Origin of the sequence: Bradyrhizobium sp. SRL28 (assembly GCF_018596315.1) — a bacterium.
Classification (GTDB): domain Bacteria; phylum Pseudomonadota; class Alphaproteobacteria; order Rhizobiales; family Xanthobacteraceae; genus Bradyrhizobium.
In genome coordinates this window covers 40,383-66,640 of record NZ_JAHEAG010000017.1, presented here as the reverse complement: position 1 = coordinate 66,640, position 26,258 = coordinate 40,383, and the positions used below count along the sequence as shown (strand labels likewise).

The 26,258-nt window shown below is 63.0% G+C and carries 35 protein-coding genes; 6 read left to right on the top strand and 29 right to left on the bottom strand.

What is annotated here, in order from left to right; genetic code table 11:
• Positions 1-129 precede the first annotated feature (129 nt).
• Together KIP88_RS27275 and KIP88_RS27270 are read right to left on the bottom strand one after the other, a co-directional pair.
• On the bottom strand, positions 130-1,350 hold the full coding sequence (locus KIP88_RS27275; protein WP_214491157.1) for an amidohydrolase family protein: 1,221 nt from the start codon (positions 1,348-1,350) through the stop codon (positions 130-132).
• 97 nt (positions 1,351-1,447) lie between these two features.
• Positions 1,448-2,644 carry an RluA family pseudouridine synthase gene (locus KIP88_RS27270; protein WP_214491156.1) on the bottom strand — a complete coding sequence of 399 codons (1,197 nt, stop codon included), beginning with the start codon at positions 2,642-2,644 and terminating at the stop codon, positions 1,448-1,450.
• A gap of 147 nt (positions 2,645-2,791) precedes the next feature.
• On the opposite strand from KIP88_RS27270, the gene KIP88_RS27265 reads away from it, so the two are divergent.
• Positions 2,792-3,715 carry an alpha/beta hydrolase gene (locus KIP88_RS27265; RefSeq protein ID WP_249791051.1) on the top strand — a complete coding sequence of 308 codons (924 nt, stop codon included), beginning with the start codon at positions 2,792-2,794 and terminating at the stop codon, positions 3,713-3,715.
• A gap of 213 nt (positions 3,716-3,928) precedes the next feature.
• Positions 3,929-4,729 carry an LON peptidase substrate-binding domain-containing protein gene (locus tag KIP88_RS27260; protein WP_214491154.1) on the top strand — a complete coding sequence of 267 codons (801 nt, stop codon included), beginning with the start codon at positions 3,929-3,931 and terminating at the stop codon, positions 4,727-4,729.
• A gap of 61 nt (positions 4,730-4,790) precedes the next feature.
• Here KIP88_RS27260 and KIP88_RS27255 read toward each other — a convergent pair whose 3' ends face one another.
• From KIP88_RS27255 to KIP88_RS27240, 4 genes are all read right to left on the bottom strand, one after another.
• Positions 4,791-5,504 (bottom strand): M48 family metallopeptidase, encoded by a 714-nt coding sequence (locus tag KIP88_RS27255; protein ID WP_214491153.1) that lies wholly within the window; start codon positions 5,502-5,504, stop codon positions 4,791-4,793.
• Complete coding sequence (locus KIP88_RS27250; RefSeq protein WP_214491152.1) at positions 5,501-6,835, bottom strand: replication-associated recombination protein A; 1,335 nt, start codon at positions 6,833-6,835, stop codon at positions 5,501-5,503. The genes KIP88_RS27255 and KIP88_RS27250 overlap by 4 nt, the downstream gene beginning before the upstream one ends.
• Positions 6,832-8,226 carry a DegQ family serine endoprotease gene (locus KIP88_RS27245; RefSeq protein ID WP_214491151.1) on the bottom strand — a complete coding sequence of 465 codons (1,395 nt, stop codon included), beginning with the start codon at positions 8,224-8,226 and terminating at the stop codon, positions 6,832-6,834. The genes KIP88_RS27250 and KIP88_RS27245 overlap by 4 nt, the downstream gene beginning before the upstream one ends.
• A gap of 81 nt (positions 8,227-8,307) precedes the next feature.
• On the bottom strand, positions 8,308-8,685 hold the full coding sequence (locus KIP88_RS27240; protein WP_108518138.1) for a helix-turn-helix domain-containing protein: 378 nt from the start codon (positions 8,683-8,685) through the stop codon (positions 8,308-8,310).
• Positions 8,686-8,814: 129 nt separating this feature from the next.
• Between KIP88_RS27240 and KIP88_RS27235 the strand changes: the two genes are divergently transcribed.
• The 4 genes from KIP88_RS27235 (at position 8,815) to KIP88_RS27220 (ending at position 13,245) form a co-directional block, all read left to right on the top strand.
• A complete protein-coding gene (locus tag KIP88_RS27235; protein WP_214491150.1) occupies positions 8,815-9,828 on the top strand; it encodes a zinc-binding alcohol dehydrogenase family protein in 1,014 nt (337 codons plus the stop codon).
• Positions 9,829-9,954: 126 nt separating this feature from the next.
• Positions 9,955-10,932, top strand: coding sequence for a tripartite tricarboxylate transporter substrate binding protein (locus tag KIP88_RS27230; protein ID WP_214491149.1), 978 nt, complete (start codon positions 9,955-9,957; stop codon positions 10,930-10,932).
• Positions 10,933-10,939: 7 nt separating this feature from the next.
• On the top strand, positions 10,940-12,433 hold the full coding sequence (locus KIP88_RS27225; RefSeq protein ID WP_214491148.1) for an amidase: 1,494 nt from the start codon (positions 10,940-10,942) through the stop codon (positions 12,431-12,433).
• 389 nt (positions 12,434-12,822) lie between these two features.
• A complete protein-coding gene (locus KIP88_RS27220) occupies positions 12,823-13,245 on the top strand; it encodes a hypothetical protein (RefSeq protein WP_214491147.1) in 423 nt (140 codons plus the stop codon).
• A 63-nt stretch (positions 13,246-13,308) separates the two neighbouring features.
• Here the strand turns inward: KIP88_RS27220 and KIP88_RS27215 are convergent, their stop codons facing one another.
• From KIP88_RS27215 to rpsC, 23 genes are all read right to left on the bottom strand, one after another.
• Positions 13,309-13,653 (bottom strand): DUF1236 domain-containing protein, encoded by a 345-nt coding sequence (locus KIP88_RS27215; RefSeq protein ID WP_214491146.1) that lies wholly within the window; start codon positions 13,651-13,653, stop codon positions 13,309-13,311.
• A gap of 144 nt (positions 13,654-13,797) precedes the next feature.
• Positions 13,798-14,094, bottom strand: a complete 297-nt coding sequence (locus KIP88_RS27210) for a DUF1330 domain-containing protein (protein WP_214491145.1) — start codon at positions 14,092-14,094, stop codon at positions 13,798-13,800.
• Positions 14,095-14,102: 8 nt separating this feature from the next.
• Entirely contained in the window at positions 14,103-14,903 is an 801-nt protein-coding gene (locus tag KIP88_RS27205) for an SDR family NAD(P)-dependent oxidoreductase (RefSeq protein WP_214491144.1), read from the bottom strand.
• Between the two features lie 136 nt (positions 14,904-15,039).
• Positions 15,040-15,456 carry a 50S ribosomal protein L17 gene (gene rplQ / locus KIP88_RS27200; RefSeq protein WP_214491143.1) on the bottom strand — a complete coding sequence of 139 codons (417 nt, stop codon included), beginning with the start codon at positions 15,454-15,456 and terminating at the stop codon, positions 15,040-15,042.
• 118 nt (positions 15,457-15,574) lie between these two features.
• Entirely contained in the window at positions 15,575-16,615 is a 1,041-nt protein-coding gene (locus tag KIP88_RS27195; protein ID WP_214491142.1) for a DNA-directed RNA polymerase subunit alpha, read from the bottom strand.
• A 119-nt stretch (positions 16,616-16,734) separates the two neighbouring features.
• Positions 16,735-17,124, bottom strand: coding sequence for a 30S ribosomal protein S11 (rpsK, locus tag KIP88_RS27190; RefSeq protein ID WP_006021048.1), 390 nt, complete (start codon positions 17,122-17,124; stop codon positions 16,735-16,737).
• Between the two features lie 102 nt (positions 17,125-17,226).
• On the bottom strand, positions 17,227-17,595 hold the full coding sequence (gene rpsM, locus KIP88_RS27185; protein ID WP_214491141.1) for a 30S ribosomal protein S13: 369 nt from the start codon (positions 17,593-17,595) through the stop codon (positions 17,227-17,229).
• Between the two features lie 185 nt (positions 17,596-17,780).
• A complete protein-coding gene (locus KIP88_RS27180; protein ID WP_214491140.1) occupies positions 17,781-18,647 on the bottom strand; it encodes an adenylate kinase in 867 nt (288 codons plus the stop codon).
• A 76-nt stretch (positions 18,648-18,723) separates the two neighbouring features.
• Complete coding sequence (gene secY / locus KIP88_RS27175) at positions 18,724-20,055, bottom strand: preprotein translocase subunit SecY (protein ID WP_214491139.1); 1,332 nt, start codon at positions 20,053-20,055, stop codon at positions 18,724-18,726.
• Between the two features lie 146 nt (positions 20,056-20,201).
• Positions 20,202-20,690, bottom strand: coding sequence for a 50S ribosomal protein L15 (gene rplO / locus KIP88_RS27170; RefSeq protein WP_108518109.1), 489 nt, complete (start codon positions 20,688-20,690; stop codon positions 20,202-20,204).
• A 75-nt stretch (positions 20,691-20,765) separates the two neighbouring features.
• Positions 20,766-20,960 (bottom strand): 50S ribosomal protein L30, encoded by a 195-nt coding sequence (gene rpmD / locus KIP88_RS27165; RefSeq protein ID WP_214491138.1) that lies wholly within the window; start codon positions 20,958-20,960, stop codon positions 20,766-20,768.
• Between the two features lie 37 nt (positions 20,961-20,997).
• Positions 20,998-21,573, bottom strand: coding sequence for a 30S ribosomal protein S5 (gene rpsE, locus KIP88_RS27160; RefSeq protein ID WP_028349043.1), 576 nt, complete (start codon positions 21,571-21,573; stop codon positions 20,998-21,000).
• Positions 21,574-21,634: 61 nt separating this feature from the next.
• The gene (rplR, locus tag KIP88_RS27155) at positions 21,635-21,994 is read right to left on the bottom strand and encodes a 50S ribosomal protein L18 (protein WP_214491137.1); all 360 of its coding nucleotides are present in this window, start codon (positions 21,992-21,994) and stop codon (positions 21,635-21,637) included.
• A gap of 11 nt (positions 21,995-22,005) precedes the next feature.
• Positions 22,006-22,539, bottom strand: a complete 534-nt coding sequence (gene rplF / locus KIP88_RS27150) for a 50S ribosomal protein L6 (protein ID WP_214491136.1) — start codon at positions 22,537-22,539, stop codon at positions 22,006-22,008.
• A gap of 16 nt (positions 22,540-22,555) precedes the next feature.
• Positions 22,556-22,954: a 30S ribosomal protein S8 gene (gene rpsH, locus KIP88_RS27145; protein ID WP_057834252.1), complete on the bottom strand. Its 399-nt coding sequence runs from the start codon at positions 22,952-22,954 to the stop codon at positions 22,556-22,558.
• Positions 22,955-22,968: 14 nt separating this feature from the next.
• Positions 22,969-23,274, bottom strand: coding sequence for a 30S ribosomal protein S14 (gene rpsN / locus KIP88_RS27140; RefSeq protein WP_025588640.1), 306 nt, complete (start codon positions 23,272-23,274; stop codon positions 22,969-22,971).
• A gap of 44 nt (positions 23,275-23,318) precedes the next feature.
• A complete protein-coding gene (gene rplE, locus KIP88_RS27135; RefSeq protein ID WP_214491135.1) occupies positions 23,319-23,876 on the bottom strand; it encodes a 50S ribosomal protein L5 in 558 nt (185 codons plus the stop codon).
• Positions 23,869-24,183, bottom strand: coding sequence for a 50S ribosomal protein L24 (rplX, locus tag KIP88_RS27130; protein WP_214491134.1), 315 nt, complete (start codon positions 24,181-24,183; stop codon positions 23,869-23,871). Before rplX ends, rplE begins: the two co-directional genes overlap by 8 nt.
• Entirely contained in the window at positions 24,183-24,551 is a 369-nt protein-coding gene (gene rplN / locus KIP88_RS27125; protein ID WP_011473865.1) for a 50S ribosomal protein L14, read from the bottom strand. Before rplN ends, rplX begins: the two co-directional genes overlap by 1 nt.
• Before the next feature lie 85 nt (positions 24,552-24,636).
• Entirely contained in the window at positions 24,637-24,885 is a 249-nt protein-coding gene (rpsQ, locus tag KIP88_RS27120) for a 30S ribosomal protein S17 (RefSeq protein ID WP_009797129.1), read from the bottom strand.
• 11 nt (positions 24,886-24,896) lie between these two features.
• Positions 24,897-25,103, bottom strand: a complete 207-nt coding sequence (rpmC, locus tag KIP88_RS27115; protein WP_108518096.1) for a 50S ribosomal protein L29 — start codon at positions 25,101-25,103, stop codon at positions 24,897-24,899.
• 5 nt (positions 25,104-25,108) lie between these two features.
• Positions 25,109-25,522 (bottom strand): 50S ribosomal protein L16, encoded by a 414-nt coding sequence (gene rplP / locus KIP88_RS27110; protein ID WP_025588649.1) that lies wholly within the window; start codon positions 25,520-25,522, stop codon positions 25,109-25,111.
• 31 nt (positions 25,523-25,553) lie between these two features.
• Entirely contained in the window at positions 25,554-26,252 is a 699-nt protein-coding gene (rpsC, locus tag KIP88_RS27105; protein ID WP_074828492.1) for a 30S ribosomal protein S3, read from the bottom strand.
• Between the last annotated feature and the right edge of the window lie 6 nt (positions 26,253-26,258).

The following is a 26,258-nucleotide window of genomic DNA, read 5'->3' as shown; positions in this document are numbered from 1 at the left end:
GGCTTCCGCAGGCGGTGATAAATTCAGGTCTGACAATACGATAACGGTGGATGCAAATAAAGCCGATGAGGAAGTTGCGGCGACATCGCTGGTTCTGGCGGCAACCGCGGATACCGGGTTCCACCGACGTCAGGGTTTTTGATAGATCACCTTGCCGCCCCGGATCGTGTACGCAACTTTGGCGAGGTTGGTGGCATCGGCTGTGGGATCGCCATCGAGCACCACGACGTCGGCGTCAAACCCCTTCTCGACCCGGCCCTTCTTCGCGGCCTTGAAATATTGCGCGGGGTTGGTTGTCAGCGACGCCAGGATTTGGCGCGCGGACAGCGCGCGATGCATCAACTCATATTCGAGCGTGGTGTCATAGATCGTGGTGAAGCCGACATCGGTGCCGAACAGGACCGGACTGCCATTGTCGGAGAACGCCTTGACCTGAGCGACAGTCGTTGCAACGAGGCGCGAAGCGATATCGGGCCCGACCGGGAGCTTTGCAAACAGCGACAGCGTCGGAATCAGGGCAATGCCCTGCTGCTTGAACCGCGCGAGTTGATCGGGCGAATAGACCGGCTCACCGGCCACCGTGTGAGCCATGATGTCGACGCCGGCCGCGATCACGGCGTCCACACCCGCCATGTTTTGCGGATGGGCGAACACCGGCTTGCCCGCGGCATGCGCCAGATCGACCGCCGCCTTGGCGATGGCCGGATCCATGTTCACGACCGGCTTGCCGGAGCCCTTGAAGGAGCCGGTGAACAGTTTCATGCCGTCCAGGCCAGCCCGCAGATAGCCGCGCGTCATTTGTGCGGCTTCGTCGGGCGTGGCGGCTTCGGGGAGTTGCATCTCCGGCGGCAGATAGGCGGGATGGCCGCCTTTCGGAAAGATGCTGCCCGCAGCATGGATGTCCGGGCCCGGCACCTCGCCCGCGTTGATCCGCCGTCGCAACGGCAAGGTATCGCTGGGGTCGGAGCCGACGTCCCAAACGGTGGTGAAGCCCCACCGCGTCAGCATCTCCCGCATATGCTCCTGCAGCGGTGCGGCGGGAGCGGATCCAGCGTTTTTCCATACCGCTTGCGTGAAATGGACGTGGCTGTTCCAGAAACCGGCAACGACGGTCTTTCCGGTGCAGTCAATGGCCCGCGCATCGGCAGGAATTTGCACGTCGCTGCGGCTGCCGATCGCGGCAATGACGCCATTGGATGTGACGACGACGGCGTCGTCGAGCGGAATGGCGTCAGGCGACGCGTAAACCTTGCCGCCCACAAGCGCGAGGGTCTGCGCGTTGGCCGTAGCGCCGATGCCTGCGGCCGCCGCAAGAAGGCAAAGCGCGGTGCGGAGCAGATTTCCAATCATGCGGAGTCCTCAATTGGATAACACTGCCGAACAATACCCGATGCGTGCGCTGCCGGTTTGACAGTTGTTGCGCAACCGACGGCGCTGGATGGCCGTGTCACTCCTCCGGCGCGTTCTCGATCGGATCGAACCGGTCGGCCTCCAATCCCAGCAGGTTCCAGGATTGCAGCATGTGCGGCGGCAGCGGCGCGGTGGCATCGATGACGCCGCCGCGCGGGTGCGGGATCACGATCCGCCGCGCCAACAGATGCAGCCGGTTCTGCAGGCCGCCGGGCAGCTCCCAGTTCTCCTTGTTGAAATATTTGGGATCGCCGACGATGGCGTGATCGATATGCGCCATATGGGCACGCAATTGATGGGTTCGCCCGGTGACCGGCTTCAGCGACACCCAGGCGAGTTTTTGGGCGGAGGTTTCGACCACGGCATAGTAGGTCACCGCGTGGCTCGCGCCTTCATCGCCATGCTTGGCGACGCGCATGATGCTGTCGTCCTCGCTCTCTTCCTTGGCGAGGTAGGTCGAGATGCGGCCCTGCTTCGGCTTCGGCACGCCGGCCACCAGCGCCCAGTAGATTTTGCGCGCCGAGCGATGGCGGAACGAGCCGGTCAGAGCGGTTGCGGCAAAGCGGGTCTTTGCGATCAGCAGACAGCCCGACGTTTCCCGATCCAGCCGGTGCACCAGCCGCGGCTTCTGCCCCTTGGCATCGCGCATCACTTCCAGCATGTCGTCGACATTTCGCGTGATGCCGGAGCCGCCCTGCACCGCAAGCCCCGCCGGCTTGTTCAGCACCATGACATCGGCGTCCTCGAAGATGATCATGTCCTTGATGGCTTGCAGCGTCTTGGTTGCAGCTTCCGAGAGCTGACCCGCGCCTTTCGGCGTATCGAGTTTGAGTGGCGGAATCCGAATGCTCTGCCCCTCCTCGATCCGGTCCTTGCTGTCGGCACGCTTGCCGTTGACGCGCAGCTCGCCCTTCCGGACGATGCGCTGGATGTGGGAGAACGACAGGCCGGGAAAGCGCGCCTCGAGGAAACGGTCGACGCGCATGTTGTTCTCGTCGGCGGTGACGATCACGGTCTGAACCTTGGTGGGCAACGGCGGCGGCTCGGGCGCGACCTTCTCCGGCTCAGGCACAAAAGGCTTCGCCGCACGTGGCGGCGAGGTCGGAAACCGCGCCGGCGGCTTGCCGCCCGGACGAAACGACTGCGGCCGCTCGGCTGCCGAGCCCCGATAGGGCCGCGCGCCCTTCGGACGATCGCCCGCTGGGCGGAGAGGTCTCTTGACGCGTCGGCTCATGGTTGTTGCGGCTCCGGAGTTAAGCGGTTGGGTAGCGCAAATGCCGCGAATCGTCACGGTGAAATCGATGCAATTCCACGCGGGATCGGCCATGTTAGGTCAAATCGCCAGGAAACGGGGGACCGGATGGGCCTAACAAGATCGGCTTTGACCATTGTTGCGGCCCTGCTCGCGAGCGCGGCATGGGCGCAGCAATCCCCGATGTCGGAGGATCTCGCCTGGAAGCTCCTGGAACTCGGCCGCGTCATCGATCCGCCGAAGACCGTCGAACTCTACGCGCCGCTGCAGGAAAAAGAGCCGTATCAAGGCGTCAAGGTCGAGCGGGACGTCAAATACGGTCCAGCCGACCGCAACCTGCTCGACATCTTCTTGCCGGAGACGGCTGCACCTCCCCGGCCGGTGCTGATCTTCGTCCATGGCGGCGCGTTCGTGGGCGGCAACAAGCGGACAACACCGACCAGTCCGTTCTATGACAACATCATGCTGTGGGCGGCAAAGAACGGCTTTGTCGGCGTCAACGTCACCTACTGCCTCGCGCCCCTGGCGCCCTGGCCGGCCGGCGCTGAGGATATGGCCACCGCGGTTCAGTGGGTCACAGCCAAGATCGGCGAGCGCGGCGGCAATCCTGCGCGCATCTATCTGATGGGGCACTCCGCGGGCGCGGTTCACGTCGCAAACTATGTATCGCATCCCGAATTTCACAAGGTGAAAGGCGGTGGGCTCGCCGGCGCAATCATGGTCTCCGGCATTTACGACCTGACCGCGACGCCGCTCGCCGATACCCAGCGCGCCTATTTCGGCGACGATCCCGTGCGCTACGCCGAACGATCCTCGCTGTCCGGTTTGGCGACAACCGAAATCCCGCTGATGATGGCTGCCGCCGAACTGGACCCCGAGGGCTTCGTGCTGCAATTCGATCTCGCGAAGCAGGCGAGTTGTAAACGGGCCAGCGGATGCGCCCGCACTTTGCTGCTGCCGCAGCACAGCCACATGTCGGAGGTGTATTCGATCAACACCGCCGACACGCGGCTGACTGATGAAATCCTCGATTTCGTTAAAGCGGGCAAATAGCCGGTAGTTCTCGAACGCGTGTGAAGACCGGCGACACACGTTGACAGCGCCACAGGCACCGTGCATATTTTTATCGGGTGGATACGACCCGCTGCTTGCACCCTTTGGGTTTGGCGAATGTATCGAGCCGCTCCCGGCCTCCTTTGCCCGGCGAACGAGTCAGTAACGCAAGCATCTGACCAATTCTCGTTCGCCTGAAGCAGAGGTTATCCCATGCGTGATTTCCGCGATGCCAAGGCCATGGCGCAGACGCTGCGCGAGGCGCTGAAAGTCAAATCAATCTCCGTCAGCCACAGCGAAAGCCTCGAACTCGTCGCGAGGACCTTGGGCTTTCACGATTGGAACGTGCTGTCGGCGGCCATTCAATCGAGCCAACCCGTTTCCATTCAAGACGCCAAATTGCGGGCCCGATCGCGAAGCGCCGGAACCGTGATTCCGGTAGCGCCGATGCGGGACGTCGTGTTCTTTCCGCAACTGATTTCGCCGATCTTTGTCGGGCGCGAGAAGACGCGACGTGCGATCGAGAGCGCTGCCGCCGATGGCGGACGGATTCTGGTCGTCACCCAGAAGCGGCCGGACGACGATGACCCGGACTTCAACGCGCTTCATTCGGTCGGCGTGCTCGCCGAGATCATCCATCGCGCGGAGATGCCGCACGGAGACCTTCGCGTGAAGGTTTCCTGTTCCGAACGAACCGCCATCGTGCGACCGGTCGACGGGGATTTTCTGGCGGCCGAAGTTGCGCCGATCGAAGAGACACGCGGCCTGGACGCAGAGGCGTTCATGCTCACGCGCGAAATCTTTGAGGCGTATCAGGGCTTCACCAATACCGCGCCGCCGCAGTCGCTATACCGTTACGCCAGCGAACCGGGCGTGCTCGCCGATGTCGTGGTTCAGCTGATGGAAGTCGGAATCGACAGGATGCAGCAAGTCCTGGAAACCAGAGATGTGGTCGCAAGGCTCCAAGCCATCCTCGGCTGGATGCGCGAGGGCTCACCGGCAAAGGCAGGCTGACAGTACAGAGCGGGGTCGCCCTGGCGCTCCCGCTCACGCTATGGCGAGCGAGCCTCGGACACTATTTGCACTGCGCCGCGTTTCTCACCGCGGTCAGGTCGCTGATGGAGTTGTTCGACGGACGCTTTTTGGCGGCCTCCTCCGCTGCGGCGCAGGCCGCCGCCGGATCTCCGTTCTGGAACCTGGCCCAGGCGAGATTGGTCCAGGCATCGCTGAAGTCAGGGGCCTCCTTGACTGCCTGGTCCAGCACCTCCTGCGCATCGCGCGGCCGCTTGGCGATCAAGAGCAGGCGGCCATAGTCGGCCTTGAGCGCCTTCACCGGATTAGGCTGCTTGAGCGCGATCTTGAACAGTTCGTCGGCGGCATCGAAATCACTGAAGCGAGCTTGGGCAATTATCGCAAACCCATGATAGACGCTGCTCTGTTCAGGTGAAACGAGAAACGCCTGATTAAACCGGAGCGCGGCTTCCCGTACCTTGCCGCCCTGTATCGCTATCCAGGCGCGCTTGGTTGCTTCTTCGAAAGCCTTTTCGCGCGACCCGGTGGCGCCGATCATGGCGCTTACGAACTTCTCATCCTCGGCTTTCTGCTCCGCACTTTTGGCCGTAAATCCGAAGAAGGGCTGCTCGTTGACCGGCGCCGTATAGGTCCGCTTCGTCACTTGCACGCCCGGCGCCACCTCGACGGTCTCCGCGGCTGCAGGAAGCGTCCACGCCAGCGTCACGAAAGCGACAGCCCGAATGGTTTGTTTGAGATAGTTCTTGAACCTGCTCATTCGCGTTCACGTTCCTTGCGCAGCTTAGCCCAATAATCCAGTCGCCTGCGGATTTCGCGTTCAAACCCGCGGTCGGGCGGATCGTAGAAGGTTTGCCGCCCGAGCGCCTCTGGAAAGTAGTCCTGCCCGGAGAAGGCGTCCGGCGCGTCGTGGTCGTATTCGTAACCGGAACCATAACCTTCCGACTTCATCAGCTTGGTCGGTGAATTCAGAATATGCTTGGGCGGCAGCAGCGAACCGCCCTCCTTCGCCGTGCGCATCGCCGCCTTGAAGGCCTTGTAGGCGGCGTTCGATTTCGGCGCGGTGGCGATATAGATCACGGCCTGCGCGATCGCGAGTTCGCCCTCGGGCGACCCAAGAAAGTCAAAGGCATCCTTGGCGGCGTTGCAGATCACCAGCGCCTGCGGATCGGCCAAGCCGATGTCCTCGACCGCCATCCGCACCACGCGCCGCGCCAGGAACAGCGGGTCCTCGCCAGCGTCCAGCATGCGCGCGAGGTAATACAGCGCCGCATCGGGATCGGAGCCGCGCACCGATTTATGCAGCGCCGAGATCAGGTTGTAATGGCCGTCGGCGGACTTGTCGTAGATCGGCGCGCGGCGCTGCAAAATTTCCTGCAACTGCGCGGCGTTGAAGATTTCGTCCTTGCGCGCGGCGCGCCAGACCTCTTCGACCAAGGTCAGCGAAGCGCGGCCGTCGCCATCGGCCATGCGCACCAACACGGCGCGCGCTTCCGGATCGAGCGGCAGTTTTCTGCCCTCGACCTTTTCGGCATGCGCAAACAGTTTTTCGATCGCGGCAGCATCGAGCGAATGAAACACCAGCACCCGCGCCCGCGACAAAAGCGCGGCGTTGAGTTCGAACGACGGGTTTTCCGTGGTGGCGCCGACCAGCACCACGGTGCCGTCTTCCATCACGGGCAGAAACGAGTCCTGCTGCGCGCGGTTGAAGCGATGCACCTCGTCGACGAACAGCAGTGTGCCCTTGCCCATCTCGCGCCGGGCGCGCGCCGCGTCGAACACTTTTTTCAAATCGGCGACGCCGGAAAACACCGCGGAAATCTGCTCGAAATGCAGTTCGGTGGCGTCGGCCAACAGCCGCGCCACCGTGGTCTTGCCGGTGCCGGGAGGTCCCCAGAACACCAGCGAGCCCAGCGTGCGCGTCTCCAGCATGCGCGTCAGCGCGCCGTCGGGACCGAGGATGTGATCCTGCCCGACGACATCCGACAGCGACTGCGGGCGCAATCGATCGGGCAACGGACGCGGCGCGTCCTGTTCCATCCCTGCCGCGGCAAAGAGATTGGTCGCCTCGCGCGGTTGTTTCGGGCTCATCCGCCGAGCGTCACGTTGATCTGCTGGCCGCCACGCACCACGACGATGCGCCAGAGCCTGGACGACGCTTTTGAAGCCTTGTCGAGATCGCTGGTCTTAGCAATCTTCTGGTTGTTGACCGCCAGGATGATGTCGCCCTTCTGGAAGCCGACGCTGGCGGCGGTGCCGCCGTCGGTGAGGTCAACCACCACGACGCCTTCGGTCTGGGAATCCAGATGCAGTTCATCGGCGACCGCCGGCGAGATGTTGGCGACCTTGGCGCCCTGGAACGGCGAGCGCGCGGTGAGAACGATCTCGTCGCGGTTGGTGTCGGGAGCGGTCTCCAGCGGCACCGTGACCTTGACGGTCTTTCCGGCGCGCTGCACGTCGATCTGCGCAGCACCGCCCAACTGCCGCGTGGCGAAGCGATAATCGAACGCATTGGGGTCGTCGATCGTCTGCCCTTCGATCGCAACGATCAGATCGGACGCCTTCAGGCCGGCGCGCGCCGCCGGACTGTTCGGCGCGACATTGGCGACCAGTGCGCCATTCGGCAGTTTCAGTCCGAGCGTCTCGGCGATTTCGGGCGTCACCGCCTGCAGCTTTGCACCGAGCCACGGCCGCTTGACGGCCTTGCCGCCGCTCTTGGCGGACGCCACGACCACGCGCACCATGTTGGCCGGGATCGCAAAGCCGATGCCCTGCGACCCCCCGGAGCGCGAGAAGATCGCGGTGTTGATGCCGACGAGCTTGCCCGTCATGTCGACCAGCGCGCCGCCGGAATTGCCGGGATTGATCGCAGCATCGGTCTGGATGAAGAACTGGTAGTCGGTGATGCCGACCTTGGTGCGGGCCAGCGCCGAGACGATGCCGTGGGTCACGGTCTGGCCGACGCCGAAGGGGTTGCCGATCGCGAGCACGACGTCGCCGACCAGCAGTTCATCGGAATTGGCGAAGTCGAGCGTGGCGAATTTCTCTTTTCCGTCCTTCACGCGCAGCACGGCCAGATCCGTGCGGCTATCCTTGAGCACGATCTCGGCCTCGAACTCGCGCTTGTCCGCGAGCGAGATCTTGACCTGATCGGCGCCCTCGATGACGTGGTTGTTGGTGACCACGAGTCCCACCGGGTCGACCATCACGCCCGATCCGAGCGAGCGCTGCATCTGCTCGGGTTGCTGGCCAGGGACGCCGAAGAAGCGGCGGAAGACCGGGTCGTCCAGCAGCGGATTGCGGTTCTGCACGGTCTTGGCGGCATAGACGTTCACCACCGCCGGCTGCGCACGCTGCACGATCGGCGCGTAGGACAGCCGTAGCTCGGCGCCCGAGGACGGCACGCGCCGGTCCTGCGCCAGCGCAGGCGTTGCAACGGCTGCGGAGACCAGCAGCAGGGCGAAGGAGCGGATCAAATTCATGCGAAAATCCTGGAATTTGGCGCCACACATATAGATGCGAGGCGGCAACGAGAGAAGATAAAGTGGACGCAATACCGGCAGCTAGGCCGCGCGATCGGGCGTTTTGACGGCGTCCGGCGCCGGCGCACAGGAAAGCCTTTCCTGATGGCCCTCGCCCCACGCCCGCAGCGTCTCGATCACCGGCCGCAGGCTCTCGCCAATGTCCGACAGCGTGTATTCGACCCGTGGCGGCACCTCGGCATAGACCTTGCGGATCACGAGCTTGTCGTCCTCAAGGGCCCGAAGCTGCTTGGTCAGCATGCGCTGGGTAATCCCCGGCATCCGCCGCCGCAACTCCCCAAAGCGCTGGGTGCCGGCCTGGAGATGGAACAGGATGACGCCCTTCCACTTGCCGTCGATCAGGTCGAGCGTCGCCTCGACCGCGCAGCCGGGCCGGTGGGCAAAATTCCGACGTTTCATTCCGTTTCCTGGGCCATTTTCCAATAGTATCCAAACAGGGACTAGTTCCCCGAATTTACAGTACTTGCCAAGTTGATGCCAGCGCGACAGTTAAGCAACCAACGCTCAAGCAAGGCAGGAGAAACGGGCATGAAGGCCGTCGGATACCGAAAATCGCTTCCCATCGAGGACGCGGATTCGCTGATCGATTTCGAAACCGCCAAACCGGAGCCGAAGGGCCGCGACGTCAGAGTCGCCGTCAAGGCGATCTCGGCCAACCCGGTCGACTACAAGGTCCGCAAGCGCGCCGCCCCGCCCGAGGGCGAGACCAAAATCCTGGGCTATGACGCCGCCGGCATCGTCGACGCCGTCGGCCCCGACGTGACCCTGTTCAAGCCGGGCGACGAAGTGTTCTACGCCGGCTCGATCCTGCGCCAGGGCACGAACGCGGAATTTCATCTGGTTGACGAGCGGATCGTCGGCCGCAAGCCGAAATCGCTATCGTTCGCGCAGGCCGCCGCGCTGCCGCTGACATCAATCACCGCATGGGAATTGCTGTTCGACCGGCTCGACGCCATACCGGGCAAGAGCGTCGATCCGCGCACGCTACTGATTACCGGCGGCGCCGGTGGCGTTGGCTCGATCCTGATCCAGCTCGCACGCCGCCTCACCGGCCTGACGGTGGTCGCCACCGCCACGCGCCCGGAGTCGCAAAAATGGTGCCTCGACCTCGGCGCGCACGCCGTGATCGACCATTCCAAACCGATGAAAGAGCAGATCGAGAAGCTGAAAGTGCCGCCGGTAGGCCTCGTCGCGAGCCTCACCTTCACCGACCACCACTACAAGGCGATCGCGGACTTCATCGCGCCGCAAGGCAAGTTCGGCCTGATCGACGACCCCCCGGAATTCACCGTCTCTGCCTTCAAGGGCAAGGCGGTCTCGATCCACTGGGAATCGATGTTCACGCGATCGTCGTTCCAGACGGCTGACATGATCGCTCAGCATCATCTGCTCAACGACGTGGCGGACCTGATCGACAAGGGCGTGCTGCGCACCACCCTCGACCAGACCTTTGGCACCATCAACGCGGCCAATCTGAAACGCGCGCATGCGCTTCTGGAAAGCGGCAAATCGCGCGGCAAGATTGTGCTGGAGGGATGGTAGCGGCCCAATAACGGGGTTGATCGAGAAATCGATTTAGGGAACCCTATCCTCTCGATCCGGGATGGCTGTCGCCGAAAACCCCGGCGCGAATTGCCGGGTTAAGGAAGACAGGAGGCCTGTTTCGATATGTTGCGTAAGTTTCTGGCGGCCGCGATCGCGTCGGCCTGTGTGGCAGCCTGTCCGTCGATTGCAACGGCGCAAGCCAACTACCCCGAAAAACCGCTGCAGTTGATCGTGCCCTTTCCAGCCGGCGGCGCCTCCGATGTCGTCGGACGCATCGTTGCCGGCGAGATCGAGGCGCGTCTGGGCAAGCCCGTGATCGTGCTCAATCGCCCCGGCGGCGGTACCACGATCGCAGCGAAGGAAGCCGCCAACGCGGCGCCCGACGGCTACACCCTGCTCTCCAGCTCGAATTCGACCTTCACCCTGCAGAATGCGGTGAAGGAGAACGTGCCGTACGACAGCGCGAAGGATTTCGAGCCGATCGGCCAGACCGGCACCCTCACCATGGTGCTGGTGACCCATCGCGACAATCCGATCAAGGACGTCGCGGCGCTGGTCGCGGCCGCGAAGGCCAATCCCGACAAGCTGTCGCTGGCCTCCTTTGGCGTGGCGACCATTTCGCATTTTGCCGGCGAGCTGTTCAAATCGAGCGCCGGCATCAAGATGGTGCACTTGCCCTACAAAGGCAGCGCGCCGGCGATGAACGACCTGATGGGCAAGCATATCGAGTACCACGTGGACACCGTGATCGCGATCAGGCCGCTGCTCGAAGCCGGCACGATTCGCCCGCTGGCGGTGTTCTCCGCCAAGCGCTCGCAATTCCTTCCCGACGTTCCGACGCTCGCCGAACTCGGCTATCCCAATATCGATCTTGTCTCCTGGGGTACCGTAGTCGCGCCCAAGGGAATCCCGCCGGCCATCCGCGACCGGCTGACCTCGGTGCTGGAAGAGGTGGTCGCAAGTCCTTCGGTGATTGAGCGCTTTAAGAAGGTCGGGTACGAAGCCGCCTTCAAGCGCTATCCGGACTGGCCGGGCTTCATCGCCAAGGAAACCGCCGAGATGAAGGAACTGGCCCGCAAGGGTGGCATCAAGGAAGAGTAATCCTGACATGACCGAGCCGTGCGATCTGCCCGCGGTAACGGCCCGGGCGCTGATCGGCGAGCGCAAGCTTTCGCCGGTCGAACTCATGGACAGCTGCATCCGGCGGATCGAGGAGATCGATCCTGCCGTCAACGCGGTCATTGCGCGCTCGTTCGAAACGGCGCGCGCAACGGCGCAGGAGAGCGAGGCGGCCGTGATGCGCGGCGATAACCTCGGGCCGCTGCACGGGCTTCCGCTCGGGGTGAAAGACCTGATCGACGCCAAGGGGCTGCCGACGAGTTTCGGCAGCGTGCTGTTTGCCGACAACATCGCGGCTGAAGATGAAGCGATCGTCGCGATGCTCAAGCGCGCCGGCGCCATCGTCGTCGGCAAGACCAACGTCCCCGAATGGGGCGCGGGCGGCAACACCCGCAACGCGCTGCATGGCGCCACCGGCAATCCCTTTGACCCCGAGCGCTCCGCCGCCGGCTCGTCCGGCGGATCGGCGGTGGCGCTTGCCACCGGCATGGTGCCGCTGGCGACCGGTTCGGACACCGGCGGCTCGGTCAGAAACCCCGCCGCGTTTTGCGGCGTCGTCGGTTTCCGCCCCTCGCCCGGGCTGATCGCCAGCAACAGCCGCAACATGGCATGGCTGCAGATCTCGCAGCTCGGGCCGATGGCAAGAAATGTATCGGACGCCTGCCTGATGCTTTCCTGCATGCTGGATCGCGACGCACGCGATCCGCTGTCGGCGATCCTTCACGCCGGCGGAGCGCCCGTGCGCGAGACCTACCGCGATCCGCCAAGGACCGATCTCGCCACCTTGCGTATCGCGGCGACACACGATTTCGGATTTGCGCCGACGGAGCGCGCCATCGCCGAGACGTTCAGGAAAAAGCTCGCGACGTTTGGATCGGCCTTCCGCAGTCTCGAATGGACCCATCCGGATTGCAGCCATGCCGACGAGGTGTTCCGGGTTTTGCGCGCGGTCGCATTTCTGGGGCGTCACCGGGAGCTTGCCGAGAAATATCCGGACAAGGTGGGGCCCAATATTCGCGACAACGTGGCCGAGGGGCTCGGCTATTCCGCCCTCGACGTGGCGCGTGCGCTTTCGCTGCAGACCGCGCTCTACCGGAGTTGGCAACAATTCTTCGGCGAACATGATTTTGTCATTGCGCCTGCGGTCACGATCAGCCCGCGGCCGTGGTCGGAGCTCTACCCGGCCACGATCGACGGCACGCCGACCAAAAGCTATTTCCACTGGCTGGCGCTGGCCTATGCCGTGACCAATGCCGGACACCCGGTGGTGGCGGTACCGGCCGGCCGCGACAGCGCCGGATTGCCGTTCGGTATCCAGATCATCGGCCCGCGCGGCGGCGATGTCGTGACGCTTTCAGTTGCCCGAGAGATCGAGGCGCTGCTTGGCGCCAATCCGGAGACGGCCCGCCCCGTCCCCGATCTCACCTGGCTGCGCCGCCAGCCACCGATGTCCTCCCGGCCGGGTTTCCTGGATTTCGACTGAGGCCGCAAAGCGAGCTCGACCGCTTCCTGCTTCCCCTCAACCCGCACGGGCACGGCAACGAGAGCGCCGTCGTCCGCCAGCTCCGCGTCCGCCTCTGCCCGGCTAGAGACCGGGACCGCGCCATCGCCATCCGGCCGCCGGCGGGTCGACCGGGACGTGCGATTTCCCCGGCAGTTTGGCAACGGTACAGGCTCACGGAGCCTTGAGTTCCAAACCTCGAAGAATTTGACGATCCTCACGGTCGGAACGGCCGCGTACGTCCGCGCCGTCCCTGGCACTTGTTCATGAAAGTTAAATCTGCGGGTGAAGCCGTCCGGAACCGGCACCTCTAGCAACGAACTTCACCCCAATGTGTTGAACGGATGTTGGTTTCAGGAAAGGAGTGGTCCATGAGGAAGGCACCTTTGGCTCTGGCCGCAGCGGCGGTCCTGGGCTTGACGGCAGTAGCAGCACCTTCGCCGGCGCATGCTTGGCGCGGAGGGGGCTGGGGCTGGGGCGGGGCTTTGGCTGGCGGATTGATCGCGGGCGCGGTGATCGGCGGCATTGCTTCGAACGCTTACGCCTATGGTCCGGGCTACGGTTACGGTTACGGCCCGGGTTACGGATACTATGGCGGCTATTCGCCGGCGTATTACGGAGGCTATGGAGGGTATTATGGCGGCGGGTATGCGCCGGCCTACTATGGCGGATATTACGGCGGCTCTTATCCCGTGGTTCGCTATCGCCGCGTAATTCGCCCAGCGTACGCCTACTATGGCGGTCCGCGATTCTATGGTCCGCGGTATTACGGCGGCTACTATCGTCGCTGGTGATCCAGCGAAATGAAAAGGGCCGCCCGACTGGCGGCCCTTTTTGCTTGGCGCCACGAGAGCACCTTAGTCGATTTCATGCACCACCGTGCGGGTGCCGGGATCGACCAGCATCACTCGGTTGCCTGAATAGACGTAGCGATACTTCGTCACCGACGGACCCCAATCCGAAGGCACTGCCGTGAGTTCGACGTCGGTCGGCACCTTGGCGCCAACCACAATTCTTTCCCGTGTCTCCACCGGGCGGATCTTCTGCTCGGTGACATAGCTCTTGATCCGGGTGCGATATTCCGGCTCGATCCGGACTGTCGCGCCGGCGGCGCCGGTCGTCGTCTCGACGGTCGTGGTCTGAGCGTTGGCCATCGTCGCAACCAGCGACGCTGCCGCCGTAATCATGAATAGCTTCTTCATCTGGTTCCTCCTCAAACCGCATCAGCGCGGCTGCAGGAAAAACAGATTTTTCACGCTCTTGTTCCGAGAAGAATTCAGCACCGCAGCACGTTGAATGCGCAACGATATGACGCGATGCTTTCTGCACGGCGTTCCATTGCAAGCTCAAACCGGCGCAACACCCTCAACGAAGATCAGCCGCCGATCCAGTGCAGTCCGCCGCAGTTTCAGCGCCTCAGCGTATTCCGGCGAGGCGTACCATTCGCGCAAACGTTCCATGGTCGGAAATTCGACGACGATGATGGTCTTCGGCGGCGGACCGCCTTCGATCACGCTTGCTGTGCCACCGCGAACCAGATAGCGACCGCCGTATTTCGCAATCGTCTCGGCTGCGATGGTGCGGTAGGCCTCGAACCCCGCGGCGTCGCGCATCTCGACTTCGGAAATGGCATAGGCCGACATCTCTCACCTCACGCGATGGTCTGAATCAGTCCGCCTTCTGCCCGCAGCGCGGCGCCGTTGGTGGCGGAAGCCTCTTTCGAACTGACGTAGATCACCATATTGGCGATCTCCTCGACGCTGGCAAAGCGCTGGATCAGCGATCCCGGGCGATGCTGCTTGATGAACTGCGCGGCCGCATCCTGCTCGGACTGGCCGTTCTGCCTGGCGAGATCGGCAACGAAAGTCTCGACGCCTTCGGACATGGTCGGCCCCGGCATCACTGAATTGACGGTAACAGCGGTACCCCGGGTCAATTCGGCAAGGCCGCGCGAAACTGCGAGCTGCGCCGTCTTGGTCATGCCGTAATGGATCATCTCCTTGGGAATCATCAGCGCCGACTCCGAGGCGATGAAAACGATACGGCCCCAATTGCGCTTCAGCATGCCCGGCATGTAGGCGCGCGACAAACGGATGCCGGACATCACGTTGACATCGAAAAAGCGGCTCCACTCCTCATCCGGAATATCGAAGAAGTTCTTGGGTTCGAAGATGCCGGCGTTATTGATGAGAATGTCGACATCAGGCAGCGCCGCAACCAGGGCCTTGCATCCTGCCGCCGTCGAGACATCAGCGGCAACACCCCGCACCTTGCCGCCGGCCTTATCAGCAGTCTTGCCGAGCGCGGCGGCCACGGCATCGACCTTGGCTTGCGTCCGGCCATTGATCACCACGTCCGCGCCTGCAGCAAAGAGGCCCTTGGCAATTGCGTGGCCGATACCGGAGGTGGAGCCAGTCACCAGCGCCGTCTTGCCCGAAAGATCGATTTTCATCCGTCATCTCCATCGTTGATGACAGCGATATCGGGAGCGGCGGGTACGACCACAATTGCAGCCAGCGCGCGTCAGATGCGCAAATAAAAAACGGCGCCCCCGGGGGCGCCGCTTTCGAAACGAACGTAGACGGAGCTTACGCCGCTTCGGCTTCCTTCTCCTGCACCGGGCCGGAATCCTTGCCCTTGGCATCGACGTCGCGGTCGACGAACTCGATCACGGCCATCGGCGCATTGTCGCCGTAGCGGAAGCCGGCCTTGATGATGCGGGTGTAGCCGCCCTGGCGGTCCTTGTAGCGGGGCGCCAGCGTATCGAACAGCTTCTTGACCTGATCCTTGTCGCGCATCTCGGAGATCGCCTGGCGACGCATGGCCAGCCCGCCCTTCTTGCCGAGGGTAACCAGCTTCTCCACGATCGGGCGAAGTTCCTTGGCCTTCGGCAGCGTGGTGACGATCTGCTCGTGCTTGATCAGCGCGGCGCACATGTTGGCGAACATCGCTTTGCGATGCTCGGCGGTGCGGTTGAGCTTACGATGAACCTTGCCGTGACGCATTGAACTATTCCTTCTATTCGTCGCGACGGTTCGTCGGACTTGTTGCTCAGGTGGGCTGCCTGCGTTCGCCCGTTAAAAAGCGCGATGAAACATCATCGCGCTCTGACTTGTTGTTCGATCAGTAGTGATCTTCGAAGCGCTTGGCGAGCTCGTCGATGTTCTCCGGCGGCCAGCCCGGCACTTCCATGCCGAGATGCAGACCCATCTGGGCCAGCACTTCCTTGATCTCGTTCAGCGACTTGCGGCCGAAGTTCGGGGTGCGGAGCATTTCCGCTTCCGACTTCTGCACGAGATCGCCGATGTAGACGATGTTGTCGTTCTTCAGGCAGTTGGCCGAACGCACCGACAGTTCGAGCTCGTCGACCTTCTTGAGGAACGCCGGGTTGAAGGCGAGATCGGGGATGATCTCCTGCGCGACTTCCTTGCGCGGCTCTTCGAAGTTCACGAACACGTTGAGCTGGTCCTGCAGGATGCGGGCGGCATAGGCCACCGCGTCTTCCGGCGAGATCGCGCCGTTGGTCTCGATCGTCATGGTCAGCTTGTCGTAGTCGAGGATCTGGCCCTCGCGGGTGTTCTCAACCTTGTAGGAGACCTTGCGCACGGGCGAGAACAGGCTGTCGACCGGGATCAGGCCGATCGGCGCGTCCTCGGGCCGGTTACGCTCGGCAGCGACATAGCCCTTGCCGGAAGCGACCGTGAACTCCATGCGGATTTCCGCACCCTCGTCCAGCGTGCAGATCTGCAGGTCGGGATTGAGCACCACGACGTCGCCGACAGTCTGGATGTCGCCGGCGGTGACGGCGCCCGGGCCGGACTTCTTCACGACCATGCGCTTGGGGCCTTCGCCCTGCATCTTGATCGCGATGTCCTTGATGTTGAGCACGATGTCGGTGACGTCCTCGCGAACGCCCGCGATGGAAGAGAACTCGTGCAGCACACCGTCGATGTGCACCGACTGCACGGCGGCGCCTTGCAGCGACGACAGCAGGATGCGGCGCAGCGCGTTACCGAGCGTCTGCCCGAAGCCGCGCTCGAGCGGTTCGGCGACCACGGTCGCAAACCGGGTCGCATCGGTGCCCGGCGTTACCTGCAGCTTGTTCGGTCGAATAAGTTCTTGCCAATTTTTCTGGATCGTCACTTTGTCACCCCTTCGGGTCAATAGACCGGCCAGTCGATTTGCCTTCAAATCACCGGCGTTGGAGATCCGCGGATCTGTCCGCGGCAGTCAAAATTCCAAAAACAATCGCTAAGGCGGCGCGAGCCGCCCGCGACCAGACGTCAGACGCGCCGGCGCTTGCGCGGACGGCAACCATTGTGCGGGATCGTCGTCACGTCACGGATCGACGTCACGGTGAAGCCCGCCGCCTGTAGCGCACGAAGCGCCGATTCACGGCCCGAACCGGGACCGGCAACTTCCACTTCCAGCGTGCGCATGCCGTGTTCCTGCGCCTTCTTGGAAACGTCTTCGGCCGCGACCTGCGCGGCATAGGGGGTCGACTTGCGCGAGCCCTTGAAGCCCATCGTGCCGGCCGAGGACCAGGCAATGGTGTTGCCCTGCGCGTCGGTGATGGTGATGGTCGTGTTGTTGAACGACGAATTGACGTGCGCGATGCCCGAGGCGATGTTCTTGCGTTCGCGACGGCGTACGCGGGTGGCTTCCTTGCCCATTCCAAAACCTTCCTGTGATCTCAAACGCCGCCGTACTGCCAGCGGCTACACCTGAGCAACGAGCGGCGTACATGGACGCCGCCCCTGCTCTCGAATCGAAAATTACTTCTTCTTGCCGGCGATCGACTTGGCCGGGCCCTTGCGCGTGCGCGCGTTGGTATGGGTGCGCTGGCCGCGCACCGGCAGGCCGCGGCGATGACGCAGGCCGCGATAGCAGCCGAGGTCCATCAGACGCTTGATGTTGATACCGGTCTCACGGCGAAGATCGCCTTCGACGAGGTAGTCGCGGTCGATCACTTCGCGGATCTGCAGGACTTCCTGGTCGCTCAGCTGGCTGACGCGACGATCCGTCGGGATCTTGACCTTCTCGACGATCTCGGCCGCGTTCTTCTGGCCGATGCCATGAATGTACTGGAGCGCGATCAGGACGCGCTTGTTGGTCGGGATATTCACGCCGGCAATACGGGCCACGGACTTCTCTCCTGTCGCCGATCCCTCATGGACGGCTCTAAGTTCTTGCTATCTCGGGCAGGTGTCCGCAAACGCGAACACGACGCCCTTCCCCTCATCTGCTTCGGGGCCCGGCATCGTCATAAAACTATCCGACTTGGATGCGGGGCTTATTAAAGGATTCAACTCGGTTTCGTCAACCGCCTCTATCGCTTAGCTCGCTTTTTCGTGACCTTTTTCGAGGCCTTCCGAACGGCCTTTTTTGCCGCCTTTTTGGCCGTGCCGGCAGCCCTGCCCTTGGCCGCCGGGGCGGCCTTCCGACCGGCCCCCGTCACCCTTCCGGCCTTGCTGGATGTGGTTTTCTTGCCCTTTGGAGCCGCTTTGGCGGCCTTCTTGGCGGTTTTGGCAACCTTTTTGCCCGCCGGCTTCGCGGTCTTCCTGGCGGCTCCCACGGCCTTTTTGGCCGAGACCACCTTGGGTTCCACCGCCCCGATCGCGGCCAGGATCCGGTTGATCTCCCGGGTGACGTGCTCGATGGTCATCATGCCGTCGACCGTCAGGAGCTTCCGCCGCTCCGAATAATAGTGAATCAGCGGCTCGGTCAGCGTGCGGTAGTTGGCCAGCCGCTTCGACAGCACCTCCGGGGTATCGTCGATTCGCACTTCCTCGCCGCGCGCCCGCATCTCGGCAACACGCGTCTCCACGCGGTCCAACAGCGCGCTCTCGTTGACGCGCAGTTCGACCACGGCGTCGAGCTTGATGTGCTTCTTCTTCAGGAGTTCGTCGAGGGCTGCCGCCTGCGGCACCGTGCGGGGAAAGCCGTCGAGGATGAATCCGTTCTTCATGTCGGGCTGGTCGAGGCGGTCGGAGATGATCCCGATCACAATCTCATCCGGAACCAGCGAGCCGCTGGCCATGACGTCCTTGGCCTGCAGGCCGACCGGCGTTTCGGCCGCAACCGCCGCGCGCAGCATCTCGCCGGTCGAGAGCTGGACGAGGCCGTACTTCTGAACCAGCCGCTGCGCCTGGGTCCCCTTGCCCGCGCCCGGCGGACCCAAAAGGATCAATCTCATGACTTTTCGCCCCCCGGCTTGGTGAGCGAAACGCCGCACACCCTGTATTGGATTTCAGGCCACAGCCTGCCGCCCGTCAGCGGCGGCGGCCCCTCAGCTTGGATTTCCTGATCAGCCCCTCATACTGATGGGCCAATAGATAGCCCTGCACCTGCGCCACCGTATCCATGGTCACGCTGACGACGATCAGGAGCGAGGTTCCGCCGAAGTAGAACGGCACCGAAGCATAGGAAATCAGGATCTCGGGAATCAGACAGACGATCGCCAGATAGATCGCGCCGAGCACGGTAACGCGCGACAGCACGTAATCGATATATTCGGCGGTGCGCTCGCCCGGGCGGATGCCCGGGATGAAGCCGCCATGCTTCTTTAGATTGTCGGCGGTCTCGGTCGGGTTGAACACGATCGCGGTGTAGAAGAATGCGAAGAACACGATCAGGCTCAGGTAGAGGATCAGGAACAGCGGACGGCCGTGGCTGAGCTGCGTGTTCAGCCACTGGAACCATTCCGGGCCCTGGCCGGCATTGAAGTTCGCGACGGTCGCCGGCAGCAGCAACAGCGACGAGGCGAAGATCGGCGGGATCACGCCCGAGGTGTTGAGCTTGAGCGGCAGATGCGAGGACTGGCCCTCGAACATCTTGTTGCCGACCTGTCGCTTCGGATACTGGATCAAAAGCCGCCGCTGCGCGCGCTCCATGAACACGATGAAGGCGATCACCACGACCGCCATCACGATCACGACCAGGATCAGGCCGGTCGAGAGCGCGCCCTGGCGTCCCAGTTCCAGCATATTGGCGAGAGCAGACGGCAGCTCGGCAACGATGCCGGCCAGAATGATCAGCGAAATACCGTTGCCAATGCCGCGCGAGGTGATCTGCTCGCCGAGCCACATCAGGAACATGGTGCCGCCGGTCAGCGTGACCGTCGTGGAGAGCAAGAAGAACATGCCGGGTTCGCTGACGACGTTGCCGGCGCCCTGGAGGCCAACGGCGATGCCGTAGGCCTGGAACGTGGCCAGGATTACCGTCAGATAGCGGGTGTACTGGTTCAGCGTCTTGCGGCCAGCCTCGCCTTCCTTCTTCAGCGCTTCGAGCTTGGGCGATACCGTGGTCAACAGCTGGATGATGATCGATGCCGAGATGTACGGCATAATGTTCAGCGCGAAGATCGCCATGCGGTTGATGCCGCCGCCGGCGAACATGTTGAACATGCCGAGGATGCCGCCGGCCTGCGACTTGAACACCTGCTCCCAGGCCGCGGGATCGATGCCGGGCAGCGGGATATAGGTGCCGAGCCGATAAACAAGCAGCGCACCCAGTGTGAACCAGATGCGCTTCTTCAGTTCGTCGGCTTTCGCCAGTGCGCCGAAGTTGAGGTTTGCCGCAAGTTGTTCTGCTGCTGAGACCATGTTCAGGCTTTCTCCCGCCGTCCCTCAGGCCGCCGCCCCTGGCGGGGCGATCGGCAGACGCCGGACATTATTTGGTGCTCGGCTACGATAAGTCCATCATCCTATCGTGCGGATTGCCCGCGACAAAACGGGCAATGACGCAGATGTTACGCCGCCTCGCCTTCGTCCTTCTTGGCCGGGGCCAGGATCTTCACCGTGCCGCCAGCCTTCTCGACCGCCGCGACCGCCGATTTCGAGGCGCCGTGCACCTCGATCGCGAGCTTGGCCTTGAGTTCGCCGCGGCCGAGCAGCCGCAGGCCGTCCTTGGCGCGACGGATCACGCCGGCCTTCACCAGCGATTCGACGGTGACGGTTTCCTTGGCGTCGACCAGCTTGGCGTCAATCGCCTCCTGCAGCCGGTCGAGATTGATCTCGGCGAAGTCGAGCCGGAAGATGTTGTTGAAGCCGCGCTTCGGCAGGCGACGATGCAGCGGCATCTGGCCGCCCTCGAAGCCCTTGATGCGCACGCCCGAACGCGCGGTCTGGCCCTTGCCGCCGCGGCCCGAAGTCTTGCCCTTGCCCGAACCGATGCCACGGCCGACGCGCATGCGCTTCTTGCGCGAGCCGGCGTTGTCGGCGATATCGCTGAGCTTCATCGTTAGTTTCCTTTATCCTTGGAGCATGATCTTGACCGAAAACCGGTACCCACTTTTCGGGATCATGCTCCGAACTTACTTCTCGCCGACGATGCGGACGAGATGTTGAACCTTGGCGATCATGCCGCGAATCGCAGGCGTGTCCTGCAACTCGGTGACACGACCGATCTTGTTGAGCTTGAGGCCGATCAGCGTCGCGCGCTGCGAGTGATGGCGGCGGATTGCGCTGCCGGTCTGCTCGACCTTGATCATCTTTGCGGCCTTGGCCATCGTCTTAACTCCAAAGAGCGCTTAAAAATCGCGCCGGTTATTCAGCCACCACTTCGGCATCGCCGCCGACGCGGCGCGACTGCAGCGTGGACACCTTGATGTTGCGGCGTGCGGCCACCGAACGCGGCGAATCCTGATGCTTCAGCGCGTCGAAGGTGGCGCGAACCATGTTGTAGGGATTCGACGAGCCGATCGACTTCGCCACCACGTCCTGGATGCCGAGCGTTTCGAACACCGCGCGCATCGGGCCGCCGGCGATGATGCCGGTACCGGCCGGAGCCGCGCGCAGGTAGACGCGGCCGGCGCCATGGCGGCCGGCGATGTCGTGATGCAGCGTGCGGCCTTCGCGCAGGGCGACGCGCGTCAGGTTGCGCTTGGCCGACTCGGTCGCCTTGCGGATCGCCTCGGGAACTTCGCGCGCCTTGCCGTGACCGAAACCGACCCGGCCCTTCTGGTCGCCGATCACGACCAGCGCCGCAAAGCCGAAGCGCTTGCCGCCCTTGACGACCTTCGCCACGCGATTGATGTGGACGAGCTTGTCGACGAACTCGCTGTCGCGCTCCTCGCGATCCCTACTCCGTTCGCGTCCGCCGCGTTCGCGTTCACCTGCCATGGTGTTTTCCAATCTTTAGGGGAGTAAAGCCCCTGTCCTCGTAATTATCCAAAACGGTTCGTTAGAAGCTGAGGCCGCTCTCGCGGGCCGCATCCGCAAGCGCCTTGACGCGCCCGTGGTAGAGATAGCTGCCGCGATCGAACACCACTTCCTTGACGCCGTTCTTCACGGCACGTTCCGCCAGCAGCTTGCCGACGGCCTTGGCCGCATCGATGTTGGCGCCAGTATTGCCGCCCTCGCGCATCGTCTTTTCCAGCGACGAGGCGGAAGCCAGCGTTTCGCCCTTCAGGTCGTCGATGACCTGGGCGTAGATGTGCTTCGACGAACGAAACACCGACAGACGCGGACGTCCATTGGCGGACCGGCGCAGCGAGTTGCGCACGCGCTGCTTGCGCCGGGCATTCGTGACCTTGAGTGACATGACCGGCTCCGTTACTTCTTCTTGCCTTCCTTGCGGAAGATGAATTCGTTGGCGTACTTCACGCCCTTGCCCTTGTAGGGCTCCGGCGGACGGTAGGCGCGGATTTCCGCGGCGACCTGGCCGACGCGCTGGGAATCGGTGCCCGTGATCGTGATCTCGGTCGGCTTCGGCACCACGATGGTGATGCCTTCCGGGATCGCGTAGACGACGTCGTGGCTGTAGCCGAGCGCGAGCTGCAGGTTCTTGCCCTGCAGCGCGGCACGGTAACCGACGCCGGTGATCTCGAGCTTCTTCTCGAAACCCTTGGTGACGCCCTCGACCAGGTTGGCGACCTGCGCGCGCGCAGTGCCGTACATCGCCTGGGCGCGATTGGTCTCGAGCTTCGGTGCGACCTTGACCGCGCCGTCCTCGAACTTCACTTCAACGTCGTCATGCACGACGAACTGAAGCTGGCCCTTCGGCCCCTTCATCTTGACGGTCTGTCCCTCGACGGTCGCCGTCACACCGGACGGGATCGCCACAGGCCGTTTGCCAACACGTGACATGGCTCTAAATCCTTCCTCAGAACACCGTGAAGAGAATTTCGCCGCCCACATTCGCGTCTCGCGCGGCGTGGTCAGCCATGATTCCCTTCGGCGTCGACAACACCGAAATGCCGAGACCGTTGTTCACCCGCGGCAGGTTCTTCACCGAGGCGTAAACCCGACGGCCCGGCTTGGAGACCCGCTCGATCTCGCGAATGACGGGCTCGCCGTCGAAATATTTCAGCTCGATCTCGAGCTCGCTGCGGCCCGAAGCATGTTCGACGCTGGCGTAGCCGCGGATGTAGCCCTCGGACTTCAGCACTTCGAGCACGCTGGCGCGCATCTTCGAGCCCGGGGTCGAGACCTTGGACTTCGAACGCATCTGCGCATTGCGGATGCGGGTGATGAGATCGGAAATCGGATCGTGCGTTGACATCTTGACGACCCTCCTTACCAGCTCGACTTCACGAGCCCGGGAACCAGGCCCTTGGAGCCGAGTTCACGCAGCGCGATACGGGAAAGCTTGTTCTTGCGGTAGTTCGAGCGCGGACGACCGGTCAGCTCGCAGCGGTTGCGGATGCGCGTCGCCGACGAATTGCGCGGCATCTGGGCGAGCTTCAGCGTCGCCGCGAACCGCTCTTCCATCGGCCGGGTCTTGTCGGCGATGATCGCCTTCAGCTTCGCACGCTGCGGGGCGGCGTTCTTCGTCATCCGCTTGCGCCGGTTGTTCTTCTCGATCGAACTCTTCTTTGCCATGCTTGGCTCCTGGGTTTCCGCGTTTGAGAGGCTTTAACTGCGTCTCACTGCCGGAACGGGAAATTGAATGCGGTCAACAAGGCACGCGCCTCGTCGTCGGTCTTCGCCGTGGTGCAGACCGTGATGTCCATGCCGCGGGCTTCCGAAACCTTGTCGAAATCGATTTCGGGGAAAATGATGTGCTCCTTGAGGCCGAGCGAATAGTTGCCGCGGCCATCGAAGCTCTTCGGATTGAGGCCACGGAAGTCACGCACGCGCGGCAGCGCCACGTTCACCAGGCGATCGATGAACTCGTACATCTTGGCCTTGCGCAGCGTGACCTTGCAGCCGATCGGCTGGTTTTCACGCAGCTTGAAGGTCGCGATCGCGACGCGCGAATAGGTCACGATCGCCTTCTGGCCGGCGATCTGCGTCAGTTCGCCAGCCGCGGTCTCGGCCTTCTTGCGGTCGTTGACGGCATCGCCGACGCCCATGTTGAGCACGACTTTTTCCAGCCGCGGCACCTGCATGACGTTGGCATAGCCGAACTTTTCAGTCAGCTGGCCACGAATGCTCTTGTCATACTCCGCGCGCAGGCGCGGTGTGTAAGCGGTATCAGCCATCGATCTCTGCTCCCGAGCTCTTGGCAATGCGTACCTTCTTGCCATCAGCCTGAATCTTGAAGCCCACGCGGGTCGGCTTGCCGTCCTTGCCGACATAGGCGACGTTGGACAGGTGGATCGGCGACTCCTTGGAGATGATGCCGCCTTCCTGGTTCTGGGTCTGCTTCTGGTGACGCTTCACCATGTTGACGCCGCGCACCAGCGCCTTGTTCTCGGCGGGGCGGACCTCGAATACTTCGCCGGTGCGGCCCTTGTCGCGGCCGTTCAGCACGATGACCTTGTCACCTTTCCGGATCTTGGCAGCCATCACAGCACCTCCGGCGCAAGCGAGATGATCTTCATGTGGTTCTTGGCGCGCAGCTCGCGCGGCACGGGCCCGAAGATACGGGTGCCGACCGGCTCCGACTGGTTGTTGATCAACACGGCGGCGTTGCGGTCGAAGCGGATGACCGAGCCGTCGGCGCGGCGGATGTCCTTGCGGACCCTCACCACGACGGCCTTCATCACGTCGCCCTTCTTCACCTTGCCGCGAGGAATCGCTTCCTTGATCGACACGACGATAACGTCGCCCACGGTTGCATAGCGGCGCTTGGAGCCCCCCAGCACCTTGATGCACATGACACGGCGTGCGCCTGAATTATCGGCCACGTCGAGGTTGGTCTGCATCTGAATCATTGATGCACCTCGTCCTCTTTCTGATGCGCTCGAATTAGCGCCTAAAATTATTCCTGATTACTCATCCGGCCAAGCCGAACGAATCTCAGGCCGTTTTCTTCTGCTCGCCCCGGACCACGGTCCAGCGCTTCAACTTGGAGATCGGCTTGCTCTCCTCGATCCACACCATGTCGCCCGGCTTGAACTCGTTGTTCTCATCGTGCGCGTGGTAGTTCTTGGAGCGGCGGATCGTCTTCTTGTAGATCGGATGGGTGAAGCGGCGATCGACGCGCACCACCACCGTCTTGGCTTGCTTGTCGCTCACGACCACGCCCTGAAGGGTTCGTTTCGGCATAATACGGCCTCTTACTTCTTCTTCGCGCGCGTTTGCGCGGCGATGGTCTTGATGCGGGCGATATCGCGGCGGGCTTCACGCAGCCGCGAGGTGTTCTCCAGCTGCCCGGTGGCGCGCTGGAAACGCAGGTTGAAACGCTCCTTCTTCAGATTGAGGACGGCGTCCTCCCTCTGGTCGTCGCTCATCGCGCGGATGTCTTCAACTTTCATCGGGGCCATGACGGTTACTCCGCAATGCGCGCGACGAAGCGCGTCTTGATCGGCAGCTTGGCGGCGGCGAGCGAAAGCGCTTCCTTCGCGGTCTGCACCGTGACGCCGTCGATCTCGAAAATCACGCGGCCGGGCTTGACCCGCGCCACCCACAATTCCGGCGTACCCTTGCCGGAGCCCATGCGGACTTCGGCGGGCTTCTTCGACACCGGCAGGTCCGGAAACACGCGGATCCAGACGCGGCCGGCGCGCTTCATGTGACGGGTCAGCGCGCGGCGCGCGGCTTCGATCTGGCGGGCGGTGATGCGCTCGGGCGCCATCGCCTTCAGGCCGAATTGACCGAACGACAACGTCGCACCCGAAGTCGCAACGCCGTGGATACGGCCCTTATGCGCCTTCCGGAACTTCGTTTTCTTTGGTTGCATCATGGCTTTAAGCCCTCAAACCTTCTCTAATGTCTCACGCAGCGTCGCGGCGCGGCCGTGTGTTGTCGCCTTCGGCCATCTTCTTGTCCTGGGCCATCGGATCGTGCTCGAGGATCTCGCCCTTGAAGATCCAGACCTTGACGCCGCAGGTGCCGAACGTCGTGAACGCGGTCGCCACGCCGTAGTCGATGTCGGCGCGCAGCGTGTGCAACGGCACGCGGCCCTCGCGGTACCACTCCATGCGCGCGATTTCGGCGCCGCCGAGACGGCCCGAGCAGTTGATACGAATGCCTTCGGCGCCGAGACGCATCGCCGACTGCACCGCCCGCTTCATGGCGCGGCGGAAAGCGACGCGGCGCTCGAGCTGCTGGGCGATCGATTCGGCGACCAGGGTAGCGTCGAGTTCGGGCTTGCGGATTTCGACGATGTTGATGACGACGTCGGAAGCCGTGATGTCGGCAACCCGCTTGCGCAGCTTGTCGATGTCGGCGCCCTTCTTGCCGATCACCACACCCGGACGCGCCGAATGGATCGTCACGCGGCACTTCTTGTGCGGACGCTCGATCACGATGCGGGCGACGGCCGCCTGCTTGAGTTCCTTGTGCAGGATCTCGCGGATCTTGACGTCTTCATGCAACAGCTTGCCGTACTCGTTCTTGCCGGCGAACCAACGGGAATCCCACGTGCGGTTGATGCCGAGACGCAGTCCGATTGGATTGATCTTTTGACCCATCGTTTT

Excerpts from the sequence above, each read along its gene's own strand:
- KIP88_RS27275 (WP_214491157.1), bottom strand. The coding sequence starts at position 1,350 with ATGATTGGAAATCTGCTCCGCACCGCGCTTTGCCTTCTTGCGGCGGCC.
- KIP88_RS27270 (WP_214491156.1), bottom strand. The coding sequence starts at position 2,644 with ATGAGCCGACGCGTCAAGAGACCTCTCCGCCCAGCGGGCGATCGTCCG.
- KIP88_RS27260 (WP_214491154.1), top strand. The coding sequence starts at position 3,929 with ATGCGTGATTTCCGCGATGCCAAGGCCATGGCGCAGACGCTGCGCGAG.
- KIP88_RS27255 (WP_214491153.1), bottom strand. The coding sequence starts at position 5,504 with ATGAGCAGGTTCAAGAACTATCTCAAACAAACCATTCGGGCTGTCGCT.
- KIP88_RS27250 (WP_214491152.1), bottom strand. The coding sequence starts at position 6,835 with ATGAGCCCGAAACAACCGCGCGAGGCGACCAATCTCTTTGCCGCGGCA.
- KIP88_RS27245 (WP_214491151.1), bottom strand. The coding sequence starts at position 8,226 with ATGAATTTGATCCGCTCCTTCGCCCTGCTGCTGGTCTCCGCAGCCGTT.
- KIP88_RS27240 (WP_108518138.1), bottom strand. The coding sequence starts at position 8,685 with ATGAAACGTCGGAATTTTGCCCACCGGCCCGGCTGCGCGGTCGAGGCG.
- KIP88_RS27235 (WP_214491150.1), top strand. The coding sequence starts at position 8,815 with ATGAAGGCCGTCGGATACCGAAAATCGCTTCCCATCGAGGACGCGGAT.
- KIP88_RS27230 (WP_214491149.1), top strand. The coding sequence starts at position 9,955 with ATGTTGCGTAAGTTTCTGGCGGCCGCGATCGCGTCGGCCTGTGTGGCA.
- KIP88_RS27225 (WP_214491148.1), top strand. The coding sequence starts at position 10,940 with ATGACCGAGCCGTGCGATCTGCCCGCGGTAACGGCCCGGGCGCTGATC.
- KIP88_RS27220 (WP_214491147.1), top strand. The coding sequence starts at position 12,823 with ATGAGGAAGGCACCTTTGGCTCTGGCCGCAGCGGCGGTCCTGGGCTTG.
- KIP88_RS27215 (WP_214491146.1), bottom strand. The coding sequence starts at position 13,653 with ATGAAGAAGCTATTCATGATTACGGCGGCAGCGTCGCTGGTTGCGACG.
- KIP88_RS27210 (WP_214491145.1), bottom strand. The coding sequence starts at position 14,094 with ATGTCGGCCTATGCCATTTCCGAAGTCGAGATGCGCGACGCCGCGGGG.
- KIP88_RS27205 (WP_214491144.1), bottom strand. The coding sequence starts at position 14,903 with ATGAAAATCGATCTTTCGGGCAAGACGGCGCTGGTGACTGGCTCCACC.
- rplQ (WP_214491143.1), bottom strand. The coding sequence starts at position 15,456 with ATGCGTCACGGCAAGGTTCATCGTAAGCTCAACCGCACCGCCGAGCAT.
- rpsK (WP_006021048.1), bottom strand. The coding sequence starts at position 17,124 with ATGGGCAAGGAAGCCACCCGCGTACGCCGTCGCGAACGCAAGAACATC.
- KIP88_RS27180 (WP_214491140.1), bottom strand. The coding sequence starts at position 18,647 with ATGAGATTGATCCTTTTGGGTCCGCCGGGCGCGGGCAAGGGGACCCAG.
- secY (WP_214491139.1), bottom strand. The coding sequence starts at position 20,055 with ATGGTCTCAGCAGCAGAACAACTTGCGGCAAACCTCAACTTCGGCGCA.
- rplO (WP_108518109.1), bottom strand. The coding sequence starts at position 20,690 with ATGAAGCTCAGCGATATCGCCGACAACGCCGGCTCGCGCAAGAAGCGC.
- rpmD (WP_214491138.1), bottom strand. The coding sequence starts at position 20,960 with ATGGCCAAGGCCGCAAAGATGATCAAGGTCGAGCAGACCGGCAGCGCA.
- rpsE (WP_028349043.1), bottom strand. The coding sequence starts at position 21,573 with ATGGCAGGTGAACGCGAACGCGGCGGACGCGAACGGAGTAGGGATCGC.
- rplR (WP_214491137.1), bottom strand. The coding sequence starts at position 21,994 with ATGTCACTCAAGGTCACGAATGCCCGGCGCAAGCAGCGCGTGCGCAAC.
- rplF (WP_214491136.1), bottom strand. The coding sequence starts at position 22,539 with ATGTCACGTGTTGGCAAACGGCCTGTGGCGATCCCGTCCGGTGTGACG.
- rpsH (WP_057834252.1), bottom strand. The coding sequence starts at position 22,954 with ATGTCAACGCACGATCCGATTTCCGATCTCATCACCCGCATCCGCAAT.
- rpsN (WP_025588640.1), bottom strand. The coding sequence starts at position 23,274 with ATGGCAAAGAAGAGTTCGATCGAGAAGAACAACCGGCGCAAGCGGATG.
- rplE (WP_214491135.1), bottom strand. The coding sequence starts at position 23,876 with ATGGCTGATACCGCTTACACACCGCGCCTGCGCGCGGAGTATGACAAG.
- rplX (WP_214491134.1), bottom strand. The coding sequence starts at position 24,183 with ATGGCTGCCAAGATCCGGAAAGGTGACAAGGTCATCGTGCTGAACGGC.
- rplN (WP_011473865.1), bottom strand. The coding sequence starts at position 24,551 with ATGATTCAGATGCAGACCAACCTCGACGTGGCCGATAATTCAGGCGCA.
- rpsQ (WP_009797129.1), bottom strand. The coding sequence starts at position 24,885 with ATGCCGAAACGAACCCTTCAGGGCGTGGTCGTGAGCGACAAGCAAGCC.
- rpmC (WP_108518096.1), bottom strand. The coding sequence starts at position 25,103 with ATGGCCCCGATGAAAGTTGAAGACATCCGCGCGATGAGCGACGACCAG.
- rplP (WP_025588649.1), bottom strand. The coding sequence starts at position 25,522 with ATGATGCAACCAAAGAAAACGAAGTTCCGGAAGGCGCATAAGGGCCGT.
- rpsC (WP_074828492.1), bottom strand. The coding sequence starts at position 26,252 with ATGGGTCAAAAGATCAATCCAATCGGACTGCGTCTCGGCATCAACCGC.